Annotated in this window: 13 protein-coding genes, 1 tRNA gene and 2 pseudogenes; 12 read left to right on the forward strand and 4 right to left on the reverse strand. The window is 61.9% G+C overall.

Annotated features, from left to right (window positions below; genetic code table 11):
* The first annotated feature begins 29 nt into the window (after nucleotides 1-29).
* The gene (locus OXU43_01870; GenBank protein MDD9823915.1) at nucleotides 30-3,116 is read left to right on the forward strand and encodes a hypothetical protein; all 3,087 of its coding nucleotides are present in this window, start codon (nucleotides 30-32) and stop codon (nucleotides 3,114-3,116) included.
* A gap of 18 nt (nucleotides 3,117-3,134) precedes the next feature.
* Here the strand turns inward: OXU43_01870 and OXU43_01875 are convergent.
* Nucleotides 3,135-3,521: pseudogene (locus tag OXU43_01875) on the reverse strand (phosphoribosylformylglycinamidine synthase subunit PurQ).
* Here OXU43_01875 and OXU43_01880 point away from each other — a divergent pair.
* From OXU43_01880 to OXU43_01915, 8 genes are all read left to right on the forward strand, one after another.
* Entirely contained in the window at nucleotides 3,431-3,622 is a 192-nt protein-coding gene (locus OXU43_01880; protein MDD9823916.1) for a hypothetical protein, read from the forward strand. The pseudogene OXU43_01875 and the gene OXU43_01880 overlap by 91 nt on opposite strands.
* A gap of 252 nt (nucleotides 3,623-3,874) precedes the next feature.
* Nucleotides 3,875-4,960 carry a recombinase RecA gene (recA, locus tag OXU43_01885; protein MDD9823917.1) on the forward strand — a complete coding sequence of 362 codons (1,086 nt, stop codon included), beginning with the start codon at nucleotides 3,875-3,877 and terminating at the stop codon, nucleotides 4,958-4,960.
* 66 nt (nucleotides 4,961-5,026) lie between these two features.
* Nucleotides 5,027-5,476, forward strand: a complete 450-nt coding sequence (locus OXU43_01890; protein ID MDD9823918.1) for a regulatory protein RecX — start codon at nucleotides 5,027-5,029, stop codon at nucleotides 5,474-5,476.
* Nucleotides 5,463-8,054, forward strand: coding sequence for an alanine--tRNA ligase (gene alaS / locus OXU43_01895; GenBank protein ID MDD9823919.1), 2,592 nt, complete (start codon nucleotides 5,463-5,465; stop codon nucleotides 8,052-8,054). The genes OXU43_01890 and alaS overlap by 14 nt, the downstream gene beginning before the upstream one ends.
* 35 nt (nucleotides 8,055-8,089) lie before the next feature.
* The gene (locus OXU43_01900) at nucleotides 8,090-9,313 is read left to right on the forward strand and encodes an aspartate kinase (GenBank protein MDD9823920.1); all 1,224 of its coding nucleotides are present in this window, start codon (nucleotides 8,090-8,092) and stop codon (nucleotides 9,311-9,313) included.
* 63 nt (nucleotides 9,314-9,376) lie between these two features.
* Nucleotides 9,377-9,583, forward strand: a complete 207-nt coding sequence (locus tag OXU43_01905; protein ID MDD9823921.1) for a carbon storage regulator — start codon at nucleotides 9,377-9,379, stop codon at nucleotides 9,581-9,583.
* A 48-nt stretch (nucleotides 9,584-9,631) separates the two neighbouring features.
* Nucleotides 9,632-9,724, forward strand: a tRNA-Ser gene (locus tag OXU43_01910).
* 51 nt (nucleotides 9,725-9,775) lie between these two features.
* Nucleotides 9,776-10,771 (forward strand): nuclear transport factor 2 family protein, encoded by a 996-nt coding sequence (locus OXU43_01915; protein MDD9823922.1) that lies wholly within the window; start codon nucleotides 9,776-9,778, stop codon nucleotides 10,769-10,771.
* A 210-nt stretch (nucleotides 10,772-10,981) separates the two neighbouring features.
* On the opposite strand, the gene OXU43_01920 is transcribed toward OXU43_01915, so the two are convergent.
* From OXU43_01920 to rpsF, 3 genes and pseudogenes are all read right to left on the reverse strand, one after another.
* Nucleotides 10,982-11,800, reverse strand: a complete 819-nt coding sequence (locus tag OXU43_01920) for a hypothetical protein (GenBank protein MDD9823923.1) — start codon at nucleotides 11,798-11,800, stop codon at nucleotides 10,982-10,984.
* Between the two features lie 88 nt (nucleotides 11,801-11,888).
* Complete coding sequence (gene rpsR / locus OXU43_01925; protein MDD9823924.1) at nucleotides 11,889-12,113, reverse strand: 30S ribosomal protein S18; 225 nt, start codon at nucleotides 12,111-12,113, stop codon at nucleotides 11,889-11,891.
* 300 nt (nucleotides 12,114-12,413) lie between these two features.
* Nucleotides 12,414-12,743 (reverse strand): annotated as a pseudogene (rpsF, locus tag OXU43_01930) (30S ribosomal protein S6).
* 730 nt (nucleotides 12,744-13,473) lie between these two features.
* Here rpsF and OXU43_01935 point away from each other — a divergent pair.
* The 3 genes from OXU43_01935 to OXU43_01945 form a co-directional block, all read left to right on the forward strand.
* Nucleotides 13,474-13,665 (forward strand): hypothetical protein, encoded by a 192-nt coding sequence (locus OXU43_01935; protein MDD9823925.1) that lies wholly within the window; start codon nucleotides 13,474-13,476, stop codon nucleotides 13,663-13,665.
* A gap of 13 nt (nucleotides 13,666-13,678) precedes the next feature.
* Nucleotides 13,679-14,047 (forward strand): hypothetical protein, encoded by a 369-nt coding sequence (locus OXU43_01940; protein MDD9823926.1) that lies wholly within the window; start codon nucleotides 13,679-13,681, stop codon nucleotides 14,045-14,047.
* Between the two features lie 104 nt (nucleotides 14,048-14,151).
* On the forward strand, nucleotides 14,152-16,465 hold a 2,314-nt coding region (locus tag OXU43_01945), incomplete at its 3' end, for a filamentous hemagglutinin N-terminal domain-containing protein (protein MDD9823927.1).

Below are 16,465 nucleotides of genomic sequence, written 5' to 3' on the forward strand. Positions count from 1 at the left end.
TACGGGGTTTTGGGTGTGGAGAACGAGTCATGACACCTGAAGAGAAGAGACGCATGAAAGATCTGATAGAAAGGCGTTCAAGATGGGTTGAAGCCAATCGGGAAAATGATTTTGAAGATGGTATTAAATCATTGCTGACGGAGCTGTATCCTGATAATGCGCATTTTATTTATGAGCTACTGCAAAATGCCGAAGATGCCGGGGCGACTAAAGTTAATTTTATTCTCAACAATGAAAGCGTTGAATTCAGGCATAACGGGGGGCGGTTATTTTCTTTTGAAGATGTGGATTCCATTACAAGCATCGGCAAAAGCGTTAAACGAGACGATCCTACCAGCATAGGAAAATTCGGTGTCGGATTTAAGTCGGTATTTGCCTATACGGACACTCCCGAAATTGTCTCTGGTCATTTTCATTTTCGCATCAAAGATATGGTTGTGCCCGACATAGGATCAGAAAACCTGATGCTTTCTGTTGGCAAGAAAGAAACCTGTTTCCTTTTGCCTTTCAACAATAGTAAAAAGTCTGCGGAGAAAGCTTGTGAAGAAACGGATAAAAATCTTCGAATGCTTGATGAAGGTGCGTTACTTTTTCTCAGTAAAATTCAGGAAATAAAATACTGCTTGCCCGACTCAACCTCGGGATTTATCAAACGAAAGAAAATCTCTGAAACCCGTTTTGAAATTGCGGTTAAACATCCTGAAGAATCAAAGCCGATTTCATCTTTTTTTCTTTACTTTGAAAATAATGTTAAGATTGATGATGAAAGCAGAATCAAGGATTGCAGAATCGCCGTTGCATTTGGCTTGGAGAAAACAAAAAGAGAAAAGAAAAAAGGTCAGCAAAAATTAATTGACGAGTGGGAAGTGAAATCGCTGGAACCTGGACAAGTCTGCATATATTTCCCTGCTGAAAAAGAAACATCCAACCTTCGCTTTCATCTTCATGCCCCCTTTGCCTCAACCGTTGCGCGTGACAGTGTACGCGATAGTGAACAAAACGATGAATTGCGTGATCATCTGGCGGAATTAATTGCTAAATCAATGGCTACTATACGCAACCAAGGTTTGTTAACTGTAGGTTTTTTGGCGACACTTCCCAATGAAGAGGACAGTCTGCCCAAGTTTTATAAACCGATAATGGAGAGATTGGTTGAGCAGTTCAAAAAGGAAAAATTAACGCCTATGAAGCAGGGCGGTCACGCTGTTGCAAGCAATGTTTTCAGGGGGCTGAAGCAGTTGTCCGACTTAATAGACGACCAAACTTTGGCGAGGATTTTGGACAAAGAAACTTCTAATTCTATGTGGATAGCCAACCCGCCACAAGGGAATCAAAGAGAAGATAAGTTTCTGTCCCTGCATAGTATTACGAAATGGACATCAGGCGATTTATTGGAAAAATTGCCGAAAGATTCTGACCTTGCACCAGAATGGCTGAAAGAAAAATCTGATGAATGGCATCAGAATTTATATGTGCTACTGGGCGATTCGTGTCACGATATAAAGATGGAAAATTATCGTATTGTGCGCTTGAGCAATGAGGAATACAGCATAGGGAAAGATTGCTATTTCCCGGATGCAGATATTGAACATGACGAGCAAATGCCAAGAGTTACAAAGGAAGTTTATACCGCTGGGAACAATCAAGATCGGATGGAAAAGGCAAAGAAATTTCTTAAGAGAATCGGAGTTAGAGAAGTTGGAGAGAAGGAACGAATTGAAGCAATGCTAAATCGAAATTACACGAATAAAAATCTTAAACCCAAAATCAACGACATAAAACTTTTCATTGATTTTTTGGAAAAATATCCTTCAGAAAAATCTCTGTTTAGAGATTATTTCATATTTAAACTGGCTCATGGAAAGTGGGGGCAGTCCCGAGACGTTTACCTTGATTCGCCTTTCTATGAAACCGGTCTTTCTGCCTATTATAAACATGAAAAAAACTCGCAAACATCACCTTGGGCATTATCCGCCGATTATGAAAATTGCAAGATTGACCTCGAAAAAATTGCGGCGTTTGCGAAAAATGTCGGAGCGCGGACGGAATTGGAGCCCCGAAAAACAACAATTCCATGGGACCACCCGGAAAGTGACAGATTAAAGCAAAGATACGGCAATGAAAATTATAATACAATAGACAAAGATTATAATCTCCAAGAGTTTGATGAACTTTTGCGCGACCCCAATTTAGAAAAATCCCGACTTATTTGGGATACAATGGCTGGATTAGCGAATCATGACGAATACTTACAAGCCGTGTATCGCATGAATCTTTCCCATAGTTGCCAATACGGGAAATCTACGTTTGTCCACAAACTGAAAGACGGTAAATGGGTTCCGCAAAAACAAAACAATAGAGAGTATATTTTTGAAAAACCTGCCGATGCTGTTGTGGAATTGCTTCCAGGCGGTTTTTCCTTTGAGACTGGAGCAAAATGGTTGGATGCCGTTGAATTTGGCAAGCGTAAGCGATTGGAAATAGAAAGGAATAGTGCCGAATTTCAGCGTGATAAAGAGGCGGCTCAACGGTTTGGATGTTCCCCTGATAAAATAAAGGAATTTGTTGAGTTAATGAAAAAAGATCCTGACGGATTCGAGAGATGGAAGAATGAAAATCGAAAACCTGATTTTCCTACAAGAAAAAGTGAAGACCCAAATCGACGCAAACAGCGTTTGAAAGAACGTTTACGGAAAGCACCCAAAAAAATTATAGAGGGAAAAGAAAAGCTTGTCCGCACTACACAGGATAAAAGTCAGGCCAGAGAGTATCTGAAAAACTTTTACACGAACCAAAATGGAGAACTTATTTGTCAACTTTGCAACGAGACGATGCCTTTCAAGAAAAAGAATAAGGAATACTACTTTGAAACCGTGCAATTGCTTGCAAATTTAGAGCAGGAAATGGACGAAAATTACCTTGCACTTTGCCCAACATGCGCGGCAAAATTTAACGAATATGTTGTTGCAACCCAACAACTGGATGTTTTGCCAGAGAAACTCGCTTCCCTTAACGACCTTGAACTGCCTCTTGAGTTTGACCGTGAGGGGTGCATAAAGTTTGTGGGAGTCCACCTTGACGACATAAAGGCAATCCTTGAGGTTGAGAAAGAGTAACACGGCAGACAACCCCTCACCCCACCCACCCCGCGCATTCCTGAACATACGAATCCATGGGCTGTATTCACCCCAGCCATCCGCGCCGGACGGCCGCCAGGGGTTGCAGGCGGCGCGGAACACGCGCTCGGGGTGCGGCATCATGATGGCGAGTCGGCCGTCTTCGCTGGTGAAGCCGGTGGCGTCGCCGGGGGAGCCGTTGGGGTTGGCGGGGTAGGACTCGCAGGCGCGGCCGCGGTGGTCGGCGAAGCGCAGGCAGGTCTGTAGCGCGCGCCAAGTGCGCGAAGTCGGCGGCGGCCCGGCCTTCGCCGTGCGTGGTTGACACCGGCGTCGTCGAAGGCTGTCGCCATTTCCCGTTGGCCGTGTTGCGGATTTCCCCGCCTGAGCCGGTGGCGCCGCTGGCAAACGGCGAAATCGCCGCAGGGCGGTTGTGGGGTTCCACCTTGGCGGTGAAATGCGCCGCCTCGCGGCGGGCGGTGAACACCCGGCTGTGCGGGTCGGCGTAAAAGCGCTCGGCCTCGGCGCCCGCCAAAGCGGCAAATCCCAGAAACTCGTGCCGCCCTCCATCGCCGATTGGTCCCGCCGGCGGGCTGACCGCCGCCTGCGGCCCCGGCCCGTATCGGCGGCGCGGCGGCCTCTTCTAGCCCCTTACCCGCGCTCCCGGGCGCCGCCGTGCGTCGCTGGCGGTTGAGCCTTGCCGGTTTTGTGGGATAATCCCGTTGCCCCGCATTGAATCAGGTTCAAGGAGGAAATCGCAAATGGAACAGGAAAAACAGCAGGCCCTGGGTATGGCTCTGAGCCAGATCGAAAAGCAGTTTGGCCAGGGTTCGATTATGCGTATGGGGGATGTGGACGTCGCGATGGATGTGGACGCGGTGCCCAGCGGCTCCCTGGCGCTGGACATCGCCCTGGGGATTGGCGGTCTGCCGCGCGGGCGGGTCGTGGAGATTTACGGCCCGGAGTCTTCGGGCAAGACTACCCTGGCGTTGCATGTGGCCGCGGAGGCGCAGAAAGCCGGGGGCACGGCGGCCTTTGTGGATGCCGAGCATGCGCTGGACCCGCAATACGCGGAGCGGCTGGGCGTGAACGTCAAGGATCTGCTGGTATCCCAGGCGGACAGCGGCGAACAGGCCCTGGAGATCACGGACATGCTGGTCCGCTCCGGCGCCGTGGACGTGGTGGTGATTGACTCGGTTGCGGCGCTTACCCCCCGTGCCGAGATCGAGGGCGCCATGGGGGACAGCCATGTGGGGTTGCAGGCGCGCCTGATGTCCCATGCCTTGCGCAAACTCACCGCCAATATCGGCAAGTCCGGGACGCTGGTGATCTTTATCAATCAGATTCGCATAAAAATCGGCGTGCCCTATGGCAATCCCGAGACCACGACCGGCGGCAACGCGCTGAAATTCTACGCCTCCGTGCGTCTGGAGATCCGCCGGGTCGGGACGCTCAAGAAGGGGGAGGAGGTGATTGGCAACGAGACCCGGGTGAAGGTGGTCAAGAATAAGGTGGCGCCGCCGTTTAAGCAGGTGCACTTCGATATTCTCTACGGCCGGGGGGTGTCGCGGGAGGGAGAGTTGCTCGAGTTGGGGGTGCGGGAAGGCTTGCTGGAGCGTTCCGGCACCTGGTACAGCTTCCAGGGCGCGCGGATCGGGCAGGGCAAGGAGAACGCCCGGGCCTTTCTGCGCGAGCACCCGGAGCAGGCGGCGGCGCTGGAACGGGAACTGCGCGCCCGGTTGCTGAACGCATCCGCCCCGTCGGCGGGGGAGCAGGCGGCGGCGCCGGCGAAGGCGGCGGAGAAAAAGCCGCCGGCCGCCGCCTCCCGCCGCCGCAAGGACCATTGACGCGGCATCGCGGTGGGGTGGTCCCGACGAGGCCCGCCGTTGCGGCGCGGCGTTCGGGAGGTCGCCGTGGGATTGTTGTCGCGGCGCGAGCACACGGCGCGCGAGTTGGCGCGCAAGCTGGGCGACAGGGGCTTCCCGGCCGCGGAGGTCGCGCGCGTACTGGCGGAACTGCAGGAGGAAGACCTGCAATCCGACCGGCGCTATGTCGAGAGCTATCTGCGGGAGCGGGTTCGGCGCGGCTACGGACCGGCGCATATACGCCACGAATTGCGCCGGCGGGGGGTGCCGGACGAGCTGATCGAGGAAGGATTGCATGTCGCCGACTGCGACTGGGAAGAATTGGCCGGCGCGCAACGCGGCCTGCGTTTTGGCCGGGAGCGGCCGGGTTCTGCCGCGGAGCGGGCGCGGCAGTGGGCCTTCCTGCAACGGCGCGGTTTTACCGCCGGGCAGATTCGCGCCGCGCTGGCCGCTGCCGAGGTGCCGCCGCCCGGGTCTCCAGGCCATGAACAGCGGTGAAATCCGCGAGCGGTTCCTTTCCTTTTTCGAGCGGCACGGCCATGTGCGCGTACCCTCTTCCTCCCTGGTGCCGGACGGGGATCCCAGCCTGCTGTTTACCAACGCCGGCATGGTGCAGTTCAAGGGCTCGTTGCTGGGGCGGGAGCGGCGCGGTTCTACCCGCGTGACCAGTTGCCAGCGCTGCATGCGCGCTGGCGGCAAGCATAACGACCTGGAGAACGTGGGCCACACCCCACGGCACCATACCTTCTTCGAGATGCTGGGAAACTTCAGCTTCGGGGATTATTTCAAGGAAGAGGCGATTGCCTACGCCTGGCAATTTCTGACGCGCGAGCTGGCCCTGTCGGAAGAGCGGCTTTGGGTCACGGTTCACCGCGATGACGCCGAGACCGCCGAGGTGTGGCTGCGGCGGATCGGCCTCGACCGGGAGCGTTTGCAGTCTGGCGGCGACGAGGACAATTTCTGGTCCATGGGCGAGACCGGGCCCTGCGGCCCCTGCACGGAGATCTTCTATGGTCCCGGTCGGTCCGCGCCTGAGGAGCGCGTAGAGATATGGAACCTGGTGTTCGCCCAGTACGACCGTGCCGCGGACGGCAGCCTGCGATCGTTGTCGTCCCCGGCCGTGGACACCGGCATGGGGCTGGAACGGATTTCGGCGGTGATGCAGGGCGTGCGCGACAATTACGAAACGGACCTGTTTATCCCCCTGCTGCGGGCGCTGGACGGGATGCGGGAGGCGGCGGCGCCGGCCGCGGCGGCAGATGTCGTTTCGCGCAAGGTGGTGGTTGACCACGTCCGTGCCGTGGCCTTTTTGGTGGCCGACGGAGTTTTGCCGTCCAACGAAGAACGCGGCTATGTGTTACGCCGCCTGGTGCGCCGGGCCGCGCGCCATGGGCAGCGCCTCGGCTTTCGGGAGCCCTTCCTGCATCGCTTGACGGATGCGCTGGCGGAGGCGATGGCCGGAGTCTATCCCGAGCTGACGCGGTCGTTGCCGCGGATCCGCGACAGCCTGCTGCGGGAAGAAGAACGGTTTCGCGAGACCCTGGAGCAGGGTTTGCGGCACTTGGAAGAATGCCTGGCCGGCCTGGATGGCGGCCGCCTGCCGGGCGAGACCGTATTCCGCTTGTACGATACCTACGGCTTCCCGGCGGATTTGACGGCCGATATTGCCCGCGAGCGCGGTCTGGAACTGGACCAGGCGGGTTTTGAACGGGCGATGGAAGCGCAGCGCCGCCGCGCCCGCCGGGCGCAGCGCTTCGTTCCCAGCGAGGCGCTGCCGGGCTGCGGACACGACAGCGAATTCCTGGGCTACGAGACCCTGGAGGGGGAGGGCGTCGTGCTGACCCTGTTGCGCGACGGCAAGGAGGTGCCGGAGCTGCGCGAGGGAGAGGCCGGCAACGCCGTCTTGGACCGCACCCCGTTCTACGCCGAGTCCGGTGGTCAAGTTGGCGACCAGGGGCAACTGTTGGGGCCGCAGGGACGCTTTGCTGTCGAAGACACGCAGAAACTGGGCCGTTCCCATGTCCATATCGGCGCCGTGCGCGAGGGCCGTCTGCGCGTGGGGGAACGGTTGCAGGCGCAGGTATGCGCGCGGCGCCGCAACGATACGATGCGCAACCACTCCGCCACCCATCTGCTCCATGCCGCCCTGCGCGAGCGGTTGGGGTCGCATGTGGCGCAACAGGGCTCCCTGGTCGCGCCGGACCGGATGCGCTTCGATTTCTCCCATCCGCGGCCGTTGACCCCGGAAGAGTGCCGGGATATCGAGCGGCGGGTGAACGAGGTCGTTTTGCAAAACGCAGAGACGCGCGTATGCAATCTGCCGCTGCAACAGGCGTTGGCATCCGGCGCCCTTGCCCTGTGCGGCGAGAAATACGAAGACCCGGTCCGGGTTCTGGAGATCGGAGGCGGCTTTTCCAGGGAATTGTGCGGCGGCACGCACGTGCACCGCGGCGGCGACATCGGCCTGTTTAAGATCGTCGCCGAGACGGGAGTCGCCGCCGGGGTGCGGCGTATCGAAGCCGTGACCGGCAACGGCGCCCTGGACTGGGCGGCGCTCGCTGCGCAGCGCCTGGATCAGGTCGCCAGCCTGTTAGGGAGCGCCGACGCCGAAGGGCAGGTGGGCCGCCTGCTGGAGCGGAACCGCGCGTTGGAGAAGGAGCTGGCGGCACTGCGCTCGCGTCTGGCACAGGCCGCCGGCGAAGACCTTGTCGCCGGGGCGCGCGAGATCGGAGGGATTAAGGTCGTGGCGCGCCAATTGGAGGATGCCGGCCCGCAGACCCTGCGCCAGGCGGTGGACCGGCTGAAGGACCGTCTGGGCACGGCGGCGATGGTGCTCGCTTCCGTCTCGGACAAGGGCAAAGTGATTTTGGTGGCGGGCGTGACCCGCGACAGCACGGACCGGATACGGGCATCGGAGCTGGTGAACTTCGTCGCGTTGCAGGTTGGCGGCCGCGGCGGCGGGCGGGCGGATATGGCTCAGGCCGGCGGCGACAACCCCGCGGCCCTGACGGCAGCGCTGGACAGCGTCCCGGAATGGGTGCGGGAACGCATCGGCGCCGGCGGAGAGGGCGCGTAGCGGTCCCGGGTCCAGCTCGCACACCGCCCCCTGCCATGAGCGTGCACGTGCACAAGTACGGCGGCAGTTCTGTCGCCGACACCGGCCGCATCCGCGCGGTTGCCAGTCGCATTGCCGCCCATTGGCAGGAGGGGCGGCGGCTGGTCGTGGTAGTCTCGGCCATGGGCAGCGATACCGACCGGCTGTGCCGTATGGCGCGCGGCCTCGCCGAGCACCCCGCCCCGCGCGAACTGGACGTACTGCTGTCCACTGGGGAACAGGTAACGATCGCCCTGCTGGCGATTGCCTTGCAAGAGCGCGGCTGTCCGGCGCGCTCCTATACCGGGATCCAGGCTTGTATCCGCACGGACGGCCGGTACAACAAGGCGCGCATCGTCGGGATCGAGGCGCGGCGCATCCAAAGCGACCTGGAGCAGGGTAAGGTTGCCGTCGTCGCCGGCTTCCAGGGCGCCGACCCCGAGGGCAACATCACCACCTTGGGCCGCGGCGGTTCGGACACCACCGCCGTCGCCTTGGCCGCCTCCCTGCAAGCGGCGGAATGCCGCATTTACACCGACGTGGAGGGGATCTATACCGCCGACCCCCGCATCGAGCCGGATGCCCGCCTGCTGGGTCGTATCGCCTACGAAGAGATGCTGGAAATGGCGAGTCAGGGCGCCAGGGTGCTACAGACTCGTGCCGTAGAATTCGCAAGCAAATATAATATCCCTCTTCGGGTGCTGTCGTCCTTTGCGGACGGGCCGGGCACCTTGATCGAAAGGGAGCGAGAAGATATGGAACAGCCGCTCATTTCCGGCATCGCGCACAACCAGGACGAAGCGAAACTCACGCTGCTCGGAGTCCCGGACAAGCCCGGCATCGCCCACGAAATCCTGGGCCCCATCGCCGGGGCGGGGATCGAGGTGGACATGATCGTGCAGAACGTAGGCGAGAACCGCACTACTGACTTCACCTTTACCGTGCACCGGCGCGACTACCGGCAGGCCATGGAGATCCTGGATGGGCTTGCAGGGCGGCTGGGCGCCGCGGACGTGCGCGGCGACGACGGCATCGTCAAGATCGCGGTGGTTGGGGTGGGGATGCGCTCGCATGCCGGGATCGCCAGCCGCATGTTCGAAGTACTGGCTTCGGAGGGGATCAACATCATGATGATCTCGACTTCGGAGATCAAGATTTCCGTGGTGATCGAGGAAAAACACATGGAGACGGGTATCCGGGCGTTGCACCGCGCCTTTGGGCTGGAGAAAGCGAATGATTGATGCCGATTGCTCCCGTCTCCGTGTTGTGGAGGCAATCGAAGCAAGGAGGAAAGGAGCAGGGCCATGTTGATACTGACGCGCAGACGGGATGAAAGTTTGATAATTAACGGCAATATCGAAGTGCGGGTACTGGATGTCCGCGGCCAGCAGGTACGGATCGGTATCATCGCCCCGCCGGAGATTAAGGTGGTGCGGAAGGAGATTATGTCAAGCGCCGGCGACAGCGCTGAGGAGGGCAGCGCAGGGGCGCCCCCTGCGGAGTCTTCCTGAGCGGACGCCGCTTTACCCGCATTCTGGCGGCGGGTATGCTGAATCTATGGAGAGATGGCCGAGTGGTTGAAGGCGCTCCCCTGCTAAGGGAGTATGGGGCTATAAACCTCATCGAGGGTTCGAATCCCTCTCTCTCCGCCATACCGGGTATAAAAAATTTCTTCATAGCGAACCTGCGCGGAGAGACGTCTAATGCCACATGAGAATCCCCCCGGGGCGGCGCGTACCGTAGCGGCGCTGACGGCGGCGTTGCTGCTGCCGGGCGCGCTTTCTTCCTGCGCCTGGTGGCAACGCATCGCGGGCGGCGCGGACGGGGCCGGCGGCGCGGCAGCGCGCGAGGCGGCGAACAAAGAGGTGGTGCTGCGCTACTGGCGGTTCTACAACGAACAGGATTACTCGGTGCTGGAGGAGACCGTGGCAGAGGATATGGCGCAACACAGTCCGCGGGAGGCAGACGGGCGCGAGGCCCTGGCGGCCGCCTTCCGGGAGCTCTGGTTCCCGCAAAAGCCGGAGTACTACGTCGAGATCAAGCGTATGGCGGCAGACGGCAACTTGGTCTTCGTGCACAGCCACGTCACCGTAGCGAGGGAACACCGGGGCAACGATCGCGCCCAGCCCAGCGTCGCCCTGGCGGATATCTTCCTGTTGCGCGACGGTTTGATCGCGGAGCACTGGGAGGTGGCGCAGACGGTGCCGGAGGAGGAATCGGTCAACGGCAATACCATGTTCGACGGCGGCGGCTTCCGGGAGACCTCGGCCGCGGTGGAGGAGGCGAACAAGGCTGTCGTGGTGCGCTATATGGAGAAGTTTATCAACGACAAGAATACAGATGCGCTGGACGAGTTGATGGCGTCCGATTGGATCGCGCACAACCCGATGGAGCCGAACGGGCGCGAGGGCCTGAAGCGGATGGCCCGCGACGTTTGGTTTGCGCAGTTTCCCGAGATTCACGCCGAGATCAAGCGCATCGGCGCGGAGGGCAATCTGGTTTTCGTGCACAGCCACTATACTCTCAAGAAGGGGGACCGGGGCAACGACTGGGCGCCCATGAGCGCCGCGGCGGTGGATATCTTCCGCCTGGAGGACGGCCTGATCGTGGAGCATTGGGACGTGGTGATGCGCGGGATCCCGGCAGAGACCGTAAGCGGCCGTTCTTTGTTCGACGGCGGCGGCCGCTACTGGCCTTGATTCGACGCGGCGCTGCCGTTCGCCGGATGGGGCGCGGGGGGTAGCGCGGTCGTCCCTCCTCGTTGCCGTGCGCGGCCTGCCATGGCGCCGGCCGCCGTGCGGTGCGTAGAAGTCCGGTACATATGGCACTCAGGTGGTGTCGGAGGAGGAGTTTCTTTCGCGTCTTTCGCGCCCGCGCAAAAGCAGGCCGGGGCCGACGCAATAGGTTGTTCAGCTCGGGCGCTTTTCCTTTGGGCTGCGCAGCGAGGCAAATAGGCCTACCCCCGCGAGCGTCAGCAGCGGCACGGGCGTGATGGCCAGCAGCAGGAACAGCAACAGGTAGAAGATCAGCAGCGTGCCGCCAGGCAGTGCCCGCGCCATTGCCCAGTCGTGCAGGGCCGCGACCCCGGCCAGGAGGTAGGCCAGGGTCGTCAGGATCAGCAGGTCTTGCAGTACGGCGCGCGCCGCCTCGGAATGGGTTGGGGACAGCAGCAGGGCCAGAGGCAGCAGGGCCAGCGCGCGGGGCAGGCGCAAGCGGCGGAATTCGCGAGCGAAGCCGCCGGGCATATACAGCACGGCCTGTAGCCAGCGGGCGATCCAGACTGTGCATGCTGCGCTTAACAGCAGGGTCCCGGCCATGGCTGCGTTGAACAGGGGCAGCACCCGGGCGGCCAATTCCTGGCTTTTCGGCATGTGTTGCGCCAGCAATTTCTCGACCATGGGGCCCCATAGCAGTTCCGGGTCTCCGGTTAGCAGGCGCACCGTCAGGGAAAATAGAATGGCGACAGCGGTTGCGGCGGCGAGCATCAATCCTTGCGATTCCGTCTCCCGCAACACCAGCGCGCAACCCAGGGCCGCCAGCCAGAGCAGCAGGGCCAGCCAGAGCGGCAGAGCCAAGTTGCCGAACAGCGCCAACAGCAACACGGCGATGGCGGCGCCGGCCAGCGCTACCTGCGTTCCCGGCCATGGCCCCGAGCGCAGGGCGGCGAGGGTGGCAGGTACGCCGCTGGCGATGACCAGCAGTTGGAATCCCCCTAGCAGTACGGCCAATGCCAGCAGCGACCCGCCCCAGCATGCGGCCTCAAGGCGTCCGCGTACCAGGTATGCGGCTAGCCGGCGCAGCACGCGGGGCCGACGGTCAATGGTGGTCGGAGTAGGGCAGCAGGGCCAGGTAGCGGGCGCGCTTGATCGCCAGGGACAGTTGCCGTTGGTAGCGGGCGCTGGTGCCGCTGATACGGCTGGGAAGGATCTTGTTTGTCTCGCTGAGATAGTTGCGCAGCGTTTGCAGGTCCTTGTAGTCGATCTCGCGGGTCCCTGCCGCCGTGAACTTGCAATACCGTTTGCGCCTGAAATATCGTGACATTTGTTCGCTTCTTGCCGCTTGTATCCGGGGCTATGTCCGGTCCGGAGAGGGGGCTTCGTCCGCTTTCGGCTCCGGCTCTGCTTCTTCCGCCGCGGCCTCTTTGTCCTGCGATTCCTCGTCCTGCGATTCCTCCGCCGTCGCCTCCGTTTCCGCTGCCGCGGTTATGCCTGGCGCAGCCTCGGAGGGGGGCGTCCCACTCGTATCCTTTTGTTCCGATGTTTCCGGGCTCTCCCCCGTCTCCATTGCCGCCGCCAGCTCTTCTTCGTTTTTGGCGGAGGCGGCTCTTCGCTCCGCCCGGTCTTTGTCCTTTTCCTTTTCGCGGGCTAGCGGCGAAGCGCCGGTTACCGCCTCTTTACGGCGCACCACCATGTGGCGGATCACGGCGTCGTTGAAATGGAAGGCATGTTTCAGCTCGCCCAAGGTGGCAGTATCGCACTCGACGTTCATCAGCACATAGGATGCCTTGTGCACCTTCTGAATTGGGTAGGCCAACTGTCGCCGTCCCCAGTCTTCGATACGGTGCAGCCTGCCGCCGGCGTCGGTCAGCAGGGCACGGTAGCGCGCCAGCATGGCGGTTACTTGGTCGCTGCGCTCGGGATGGACCAGAAATACGATCTCGTAGTGTCGCAAGGTGTCCTCGGACTATCTTTCGTAAAGAATGAGCGAAATGCCGCTGCGCCGGCGGCGCGCGTACAATCCCCTATCTTAATCCAGCGGCACAGGGGCCGCAATAGCAAAAAAATAGTGTGTCAAACCAAAGCTGAAATGTCCCCTTTTTTCCAAAGCGGTAATGTCCCCTTGGGGGAGACGTGCCCCCAGGGGACGATTGGACTGGATCTCCTGCAGATACGGTTCCCTCCAGGAAAGGGGGGAGGCGGGTAGAAAAAGCAGGGCCGTACCGCCCTGTCGCGGCCCCGGGTAAAGAGGGCGGCGGCCCGGCTCGCTACAGAAACCGGCGCCCCTGTGGTCTCCAGACGCGGGAGTTTCCCTGAGGGAAGCTGGCGGACGGGTCGGTTCTCCCAGTGCCTGCGAGAACCGGTGCCGCCGCTTGAAAAATCCCTTGGCAGAGTCTGTAAGGCAGAGCCCGGATTTGACATTCTCTTGTTTTACGGCTAGATTTACAGACTTTATGTCGCGTATCGGGCAATGTCATAACGGTAGCGGGTTTCTTTTCCGCTGCAAGTAAGGCAGTTAACGGAGGGCTTTGCAGGGGACGAGATAAAATCAATTCAGGGCAGAAGGCGGCAGAAAAGTGCCGCCGCAAAAAAGGATAACGCCGTTTATGAATCGCTTTTTGTACCCCCCCAATTTTTGCAGTTCGCTTCGGTCTCTTAGGGGCCGTCTGTACAGGTCCCCCACCATGGATGGTAGAGTAGCCGGGAGTTGCGCCTTCCGCGTCAACGACAGCGGCGCCGCTAGCCTCGGCGGTTCCCGCAGAGCTGTTCCCAATCCGCGGACCGACCTGGAGCGCGAGTTCCGCGACCTCGGCGATGGCCCGGAGACCTTCCAACGGGACCCCGTACTCGCCGTCGGCGTCGTGCGCCGCTTCTGAGCGCCGTTGCAAAATGGACTCCGCGGAAACAGCCGTTTCGCTGCGCCAGACGCTTCGTTCCATGGGCAAGGTTCTGCGGGAGGGGTTGCAGGACGCCGTAGAGGAGATGCAATTTCTGCTCAAGGACATCGGGCGGTCGCTGTGGGGCCGATTCCGGTCGCTCCAATCCAATTTGCGGGAAACGAAGGAACGCGGTCCGTGCAAATTTTCCCTTTCCTGCTGGCGCGCGCGGGGCGCCGCCTATGCCAGGTACGGGGCCGCGCTGGCGCTCTTCCCCGTCGCTTATGCGGTTGCCGTGGTCATTTTGCTGGTTTGCTACGCCGCTGCGGCACTCTTGTTCTTTCTCTTCATGATCCCGATGGCGCTGAGGACAAGGCAATGAAATCGGGGCCGGGGCGGCGTCGCGGCATTCGGAACCCGCGGTGCGCGGGCGCAGCCGGCCTCTTTAGCCTTTGGAGCCTTTGGCGCAGGGCCGGCGCCCCGGCCTTGGCACGCCTCCATTCCTGTCTGCGCCGCTACCGCCGGTTGCCGCGAGCCGCCCTGGTCTGCGCCCTGACGATGGTCTTTGGCAGCGCGCCGGCGGAGCCGCAAGGGGGGCGCATCGTGGGCGGCGAGGGCAGCATTCGCACGGGCAAGGACACGGTAGTCGAGCAGTCCAGCCGGGATCTGGTGGTGGACTGGGACCGCTTCGACGTGGGCAGGGACGAGTCCGTGCACTTTGCGCAAGAGAGCGCCGGGCACTCGGTACTGAACCGCATCTACGACCACAAGCCCAGCGAGATTTGGGGCCGGGTCACGGCGCGGGGCCGGGTTTGGTTGTTGAACCCGCACGGCGTGTTTTTCGGTCGCGGTGCGCGGGTGTCGGTGGGCAGTCTGGTAGCGTCGGGGCTTTGGATGGAGAAGGAGGATTTTCTGGCGGGGCGCTACGTGCTGTCGCGCCGGGGCGAGGCGGCGGGCGCGGTGCGCAACGCGGGCGTACTGGAGGCGGCGGCGGGCGGCATCGGCCTGGCGGGCGGCGAGGCGGTCAACGAGGGGAAGATCCTGGCGCGCCAGGGGCGGGTAACGTTGGCGGCGGGCGAACGGATGACAGTGGACTTCGACGGCGACGGGTTGTTGAATTTCGCCTTGCAACAGGGCGCGGCAGCGGGCGCGGTGCGCAACGACGGCACGGTGGAGGGCGGCGGCGTGGCGCTGGGCCTGCAAGAGGCGGCGGGCGTATTGCGCGGCGTGGTGAACAACGGGGGCATCGTGCAAGCGGTGGCCGCGGAGGCGCAAGGCGGCGTGGTCAGCCTGGTGGGCGCGCAAGTGAACCACACGGGGCGCATAGCGGCGCCAGGCGCCGGCGCCGGAGAAGGGCGGGCGCCAGGCGATTCGGCGCGGGGCGGCACGGTGGAACTGCAAGGCGCCACGGTGAGCCACGGAGGCGAGATCGAGGTATCGGGCGCCGCCGGCGGCACGGCGTTGCTGGAGGCGCTGGACACGCTGGAAGTATCGGGGAGTACGCTGGCGCGAGGCTTGTTGGCGCGGGGGGGCGACATTCGCCTGCTGGCCGCCCGGGTGCACCTGCGCGCCGGCGCGCGGGCCGACGCCTCCGGGGGCGCGGACGGCGGCGAAATCCGGGTAGGCGGCGGTTGGCAGGGCGGCGAGGCGGGCATACGCAACGCGCGCCGTACTACGGTGGAGCGGGGCGCACTGTTGCGCGCGGACGGCGGCCAGGGCGCCGCTCAGACCGGGGATGGCGGCACGGTAGTCGTGTGGTCGGACGACACCACGCGCTTTGCGGGCCGCATCAGCGCCCGCGGCGGCGCGCGGGGCGGCAACGGCGGCTCGGCGGAGGTTTCGGGGCGGGAGCATCTGTACATGCGGGGGCTGGCGGATCTGCGCGCGCCGCAAGGCCGGGCGGGGCGGCTGCTGCTGGACCCGGGGCGTGTGGATCTGTGCCACGAGGGCACGACCGGCTGCGACATGGCGGCGACGCCCGCGCCGGACGACACGGACGGCCCGGATCGCTTCTCGGATGAGCAGTTGGCGACGCTGCTGGGAATGGCGGGCGTGACGATCGGCACCTCGGCGGCGAGCGCGGGCGGCGAGGACATCGTAGTGGCTGGCGATTTCGATCTAAGTTGGACGACGGCGAACGCCCTGACGCTGGAGGCGGGGCGGGACATCCAGCTGGCCGGGAGCATCAACGGCGGCGCCATGGGTACGCTGGCGCTGAACTTCGGCAGGAATCTGGACTTCGGCGGCGCGACCCTGGCGGCCATGAGCGTGAGCGCGACGGGCGGCATGAGCGGGACGCAGGCGATCGCCGGCCCCTCGGGCGGTTCGACCTGGGCGGTAACGGGGGCCGGCGCGGGGACGCTGACGGTGGGGACGCAGAGCGTGTCCTTTAGCGAGGTGGAGAATCTGCGGGGCGGCGCCGGCGTGGACACCTTCACGGTGAGCGCGGCGCACACGGGCGACTTGATGGGCGGCGGCGGCGCGGACACCTTCAGGTTGGAGAGGGCCGGCAGCGTGACGGGCACGGTGGCGGGCGGCCCGGGGGCGGACGTGCTGGGCTTTGCGAGAGACGTAGAGGTAACGGTACCGCTGAGCGGGACGCCGACCGCGGACGGTTTCGGCGGCGGCGCTGTGACGCTGACCGCGAACAATTTCGGCGGCGCTGTGACGGTGGTCGGTGCGGTGAGTGTCAGCGCCTTTAGCGGCATCGGCGAACTGCGCAGCAGCTACGGCAGCAGGTTGATGGGTCTGGACGCGGATGCGGCCTGGACATTGACAGAAACTACGTTGACCGGCTTGA

Source organism: Gammaproteobacteria bacterium (assembly GCA_028817255.1).
GTDB classification, from domain to species: domain Bacteria; phylum Pseudomonadota; class Gammaproteobacteria; order Porifericomitales; family Porifericomitaceae; genus Porifericomes; species Porifericomes azotivorans.

Coding starts and splice junctions, on each gene's coding strand:
- OXU43_01870 (MDD9823915.1), top strand. CDS start 30: ATGACACCTGAAGAGAAGAGACGCATGAAAGATCTGATAGAAAGGCGT.
- recA (MDD9823917.1), top strand. CDS start 3,875: ATGGAACAGGAAAAACAGCAGGCCCTGGGTATGGCTCTGAGCCAGATC.
- alaS (MDD9823919.1), top strand. CDS start 5,463: ATGAACAGCGGTGAAATCCGCGAGCGGTTCCTTTCCTTTTTCGAGCGG.
- OXU43_01900 (MDD9823920.1), top strand. CDS start 8,090: ATGAGCGTGCACGTGCACAAGTACGGCGGCAGTTCTGTCGCCGACACC.
- OXU43_01905 (MDD9823921.1), top strand. CDS start 9,377: ATGTTGATACTGACGCGCAGACGGGATGAAAGTTTGATAATTAACGGC.
- OXU43_01915 (MDD9823922.1), top strand. CDS start 9,776: ATGCCACATGAGAATCCCCCCGGGGCGGCGCGTACCGTAGCGGCGCTG.
- rpsR (MDD9823924.1), bottom strand. CDS start 12,113: ATGTCACGATATTTCAGGCGCAAACGGTATTGCAAGTTCACGGCGGCA.
- OXU43_01935 (MDD9823925.1), top strand. CDS start 13,474: ATGGATGGTAGAGTAGCCGGGAGTTGCGCCTTCCGCGTCAACGACAGC.
- OXU43_01940 (MDD9823926.1), top strand. CDS start 13,679: ATGGACTCCGCGGAAACAGCCGTTTCGCTGCGCCAGACGCTTCGTTCC.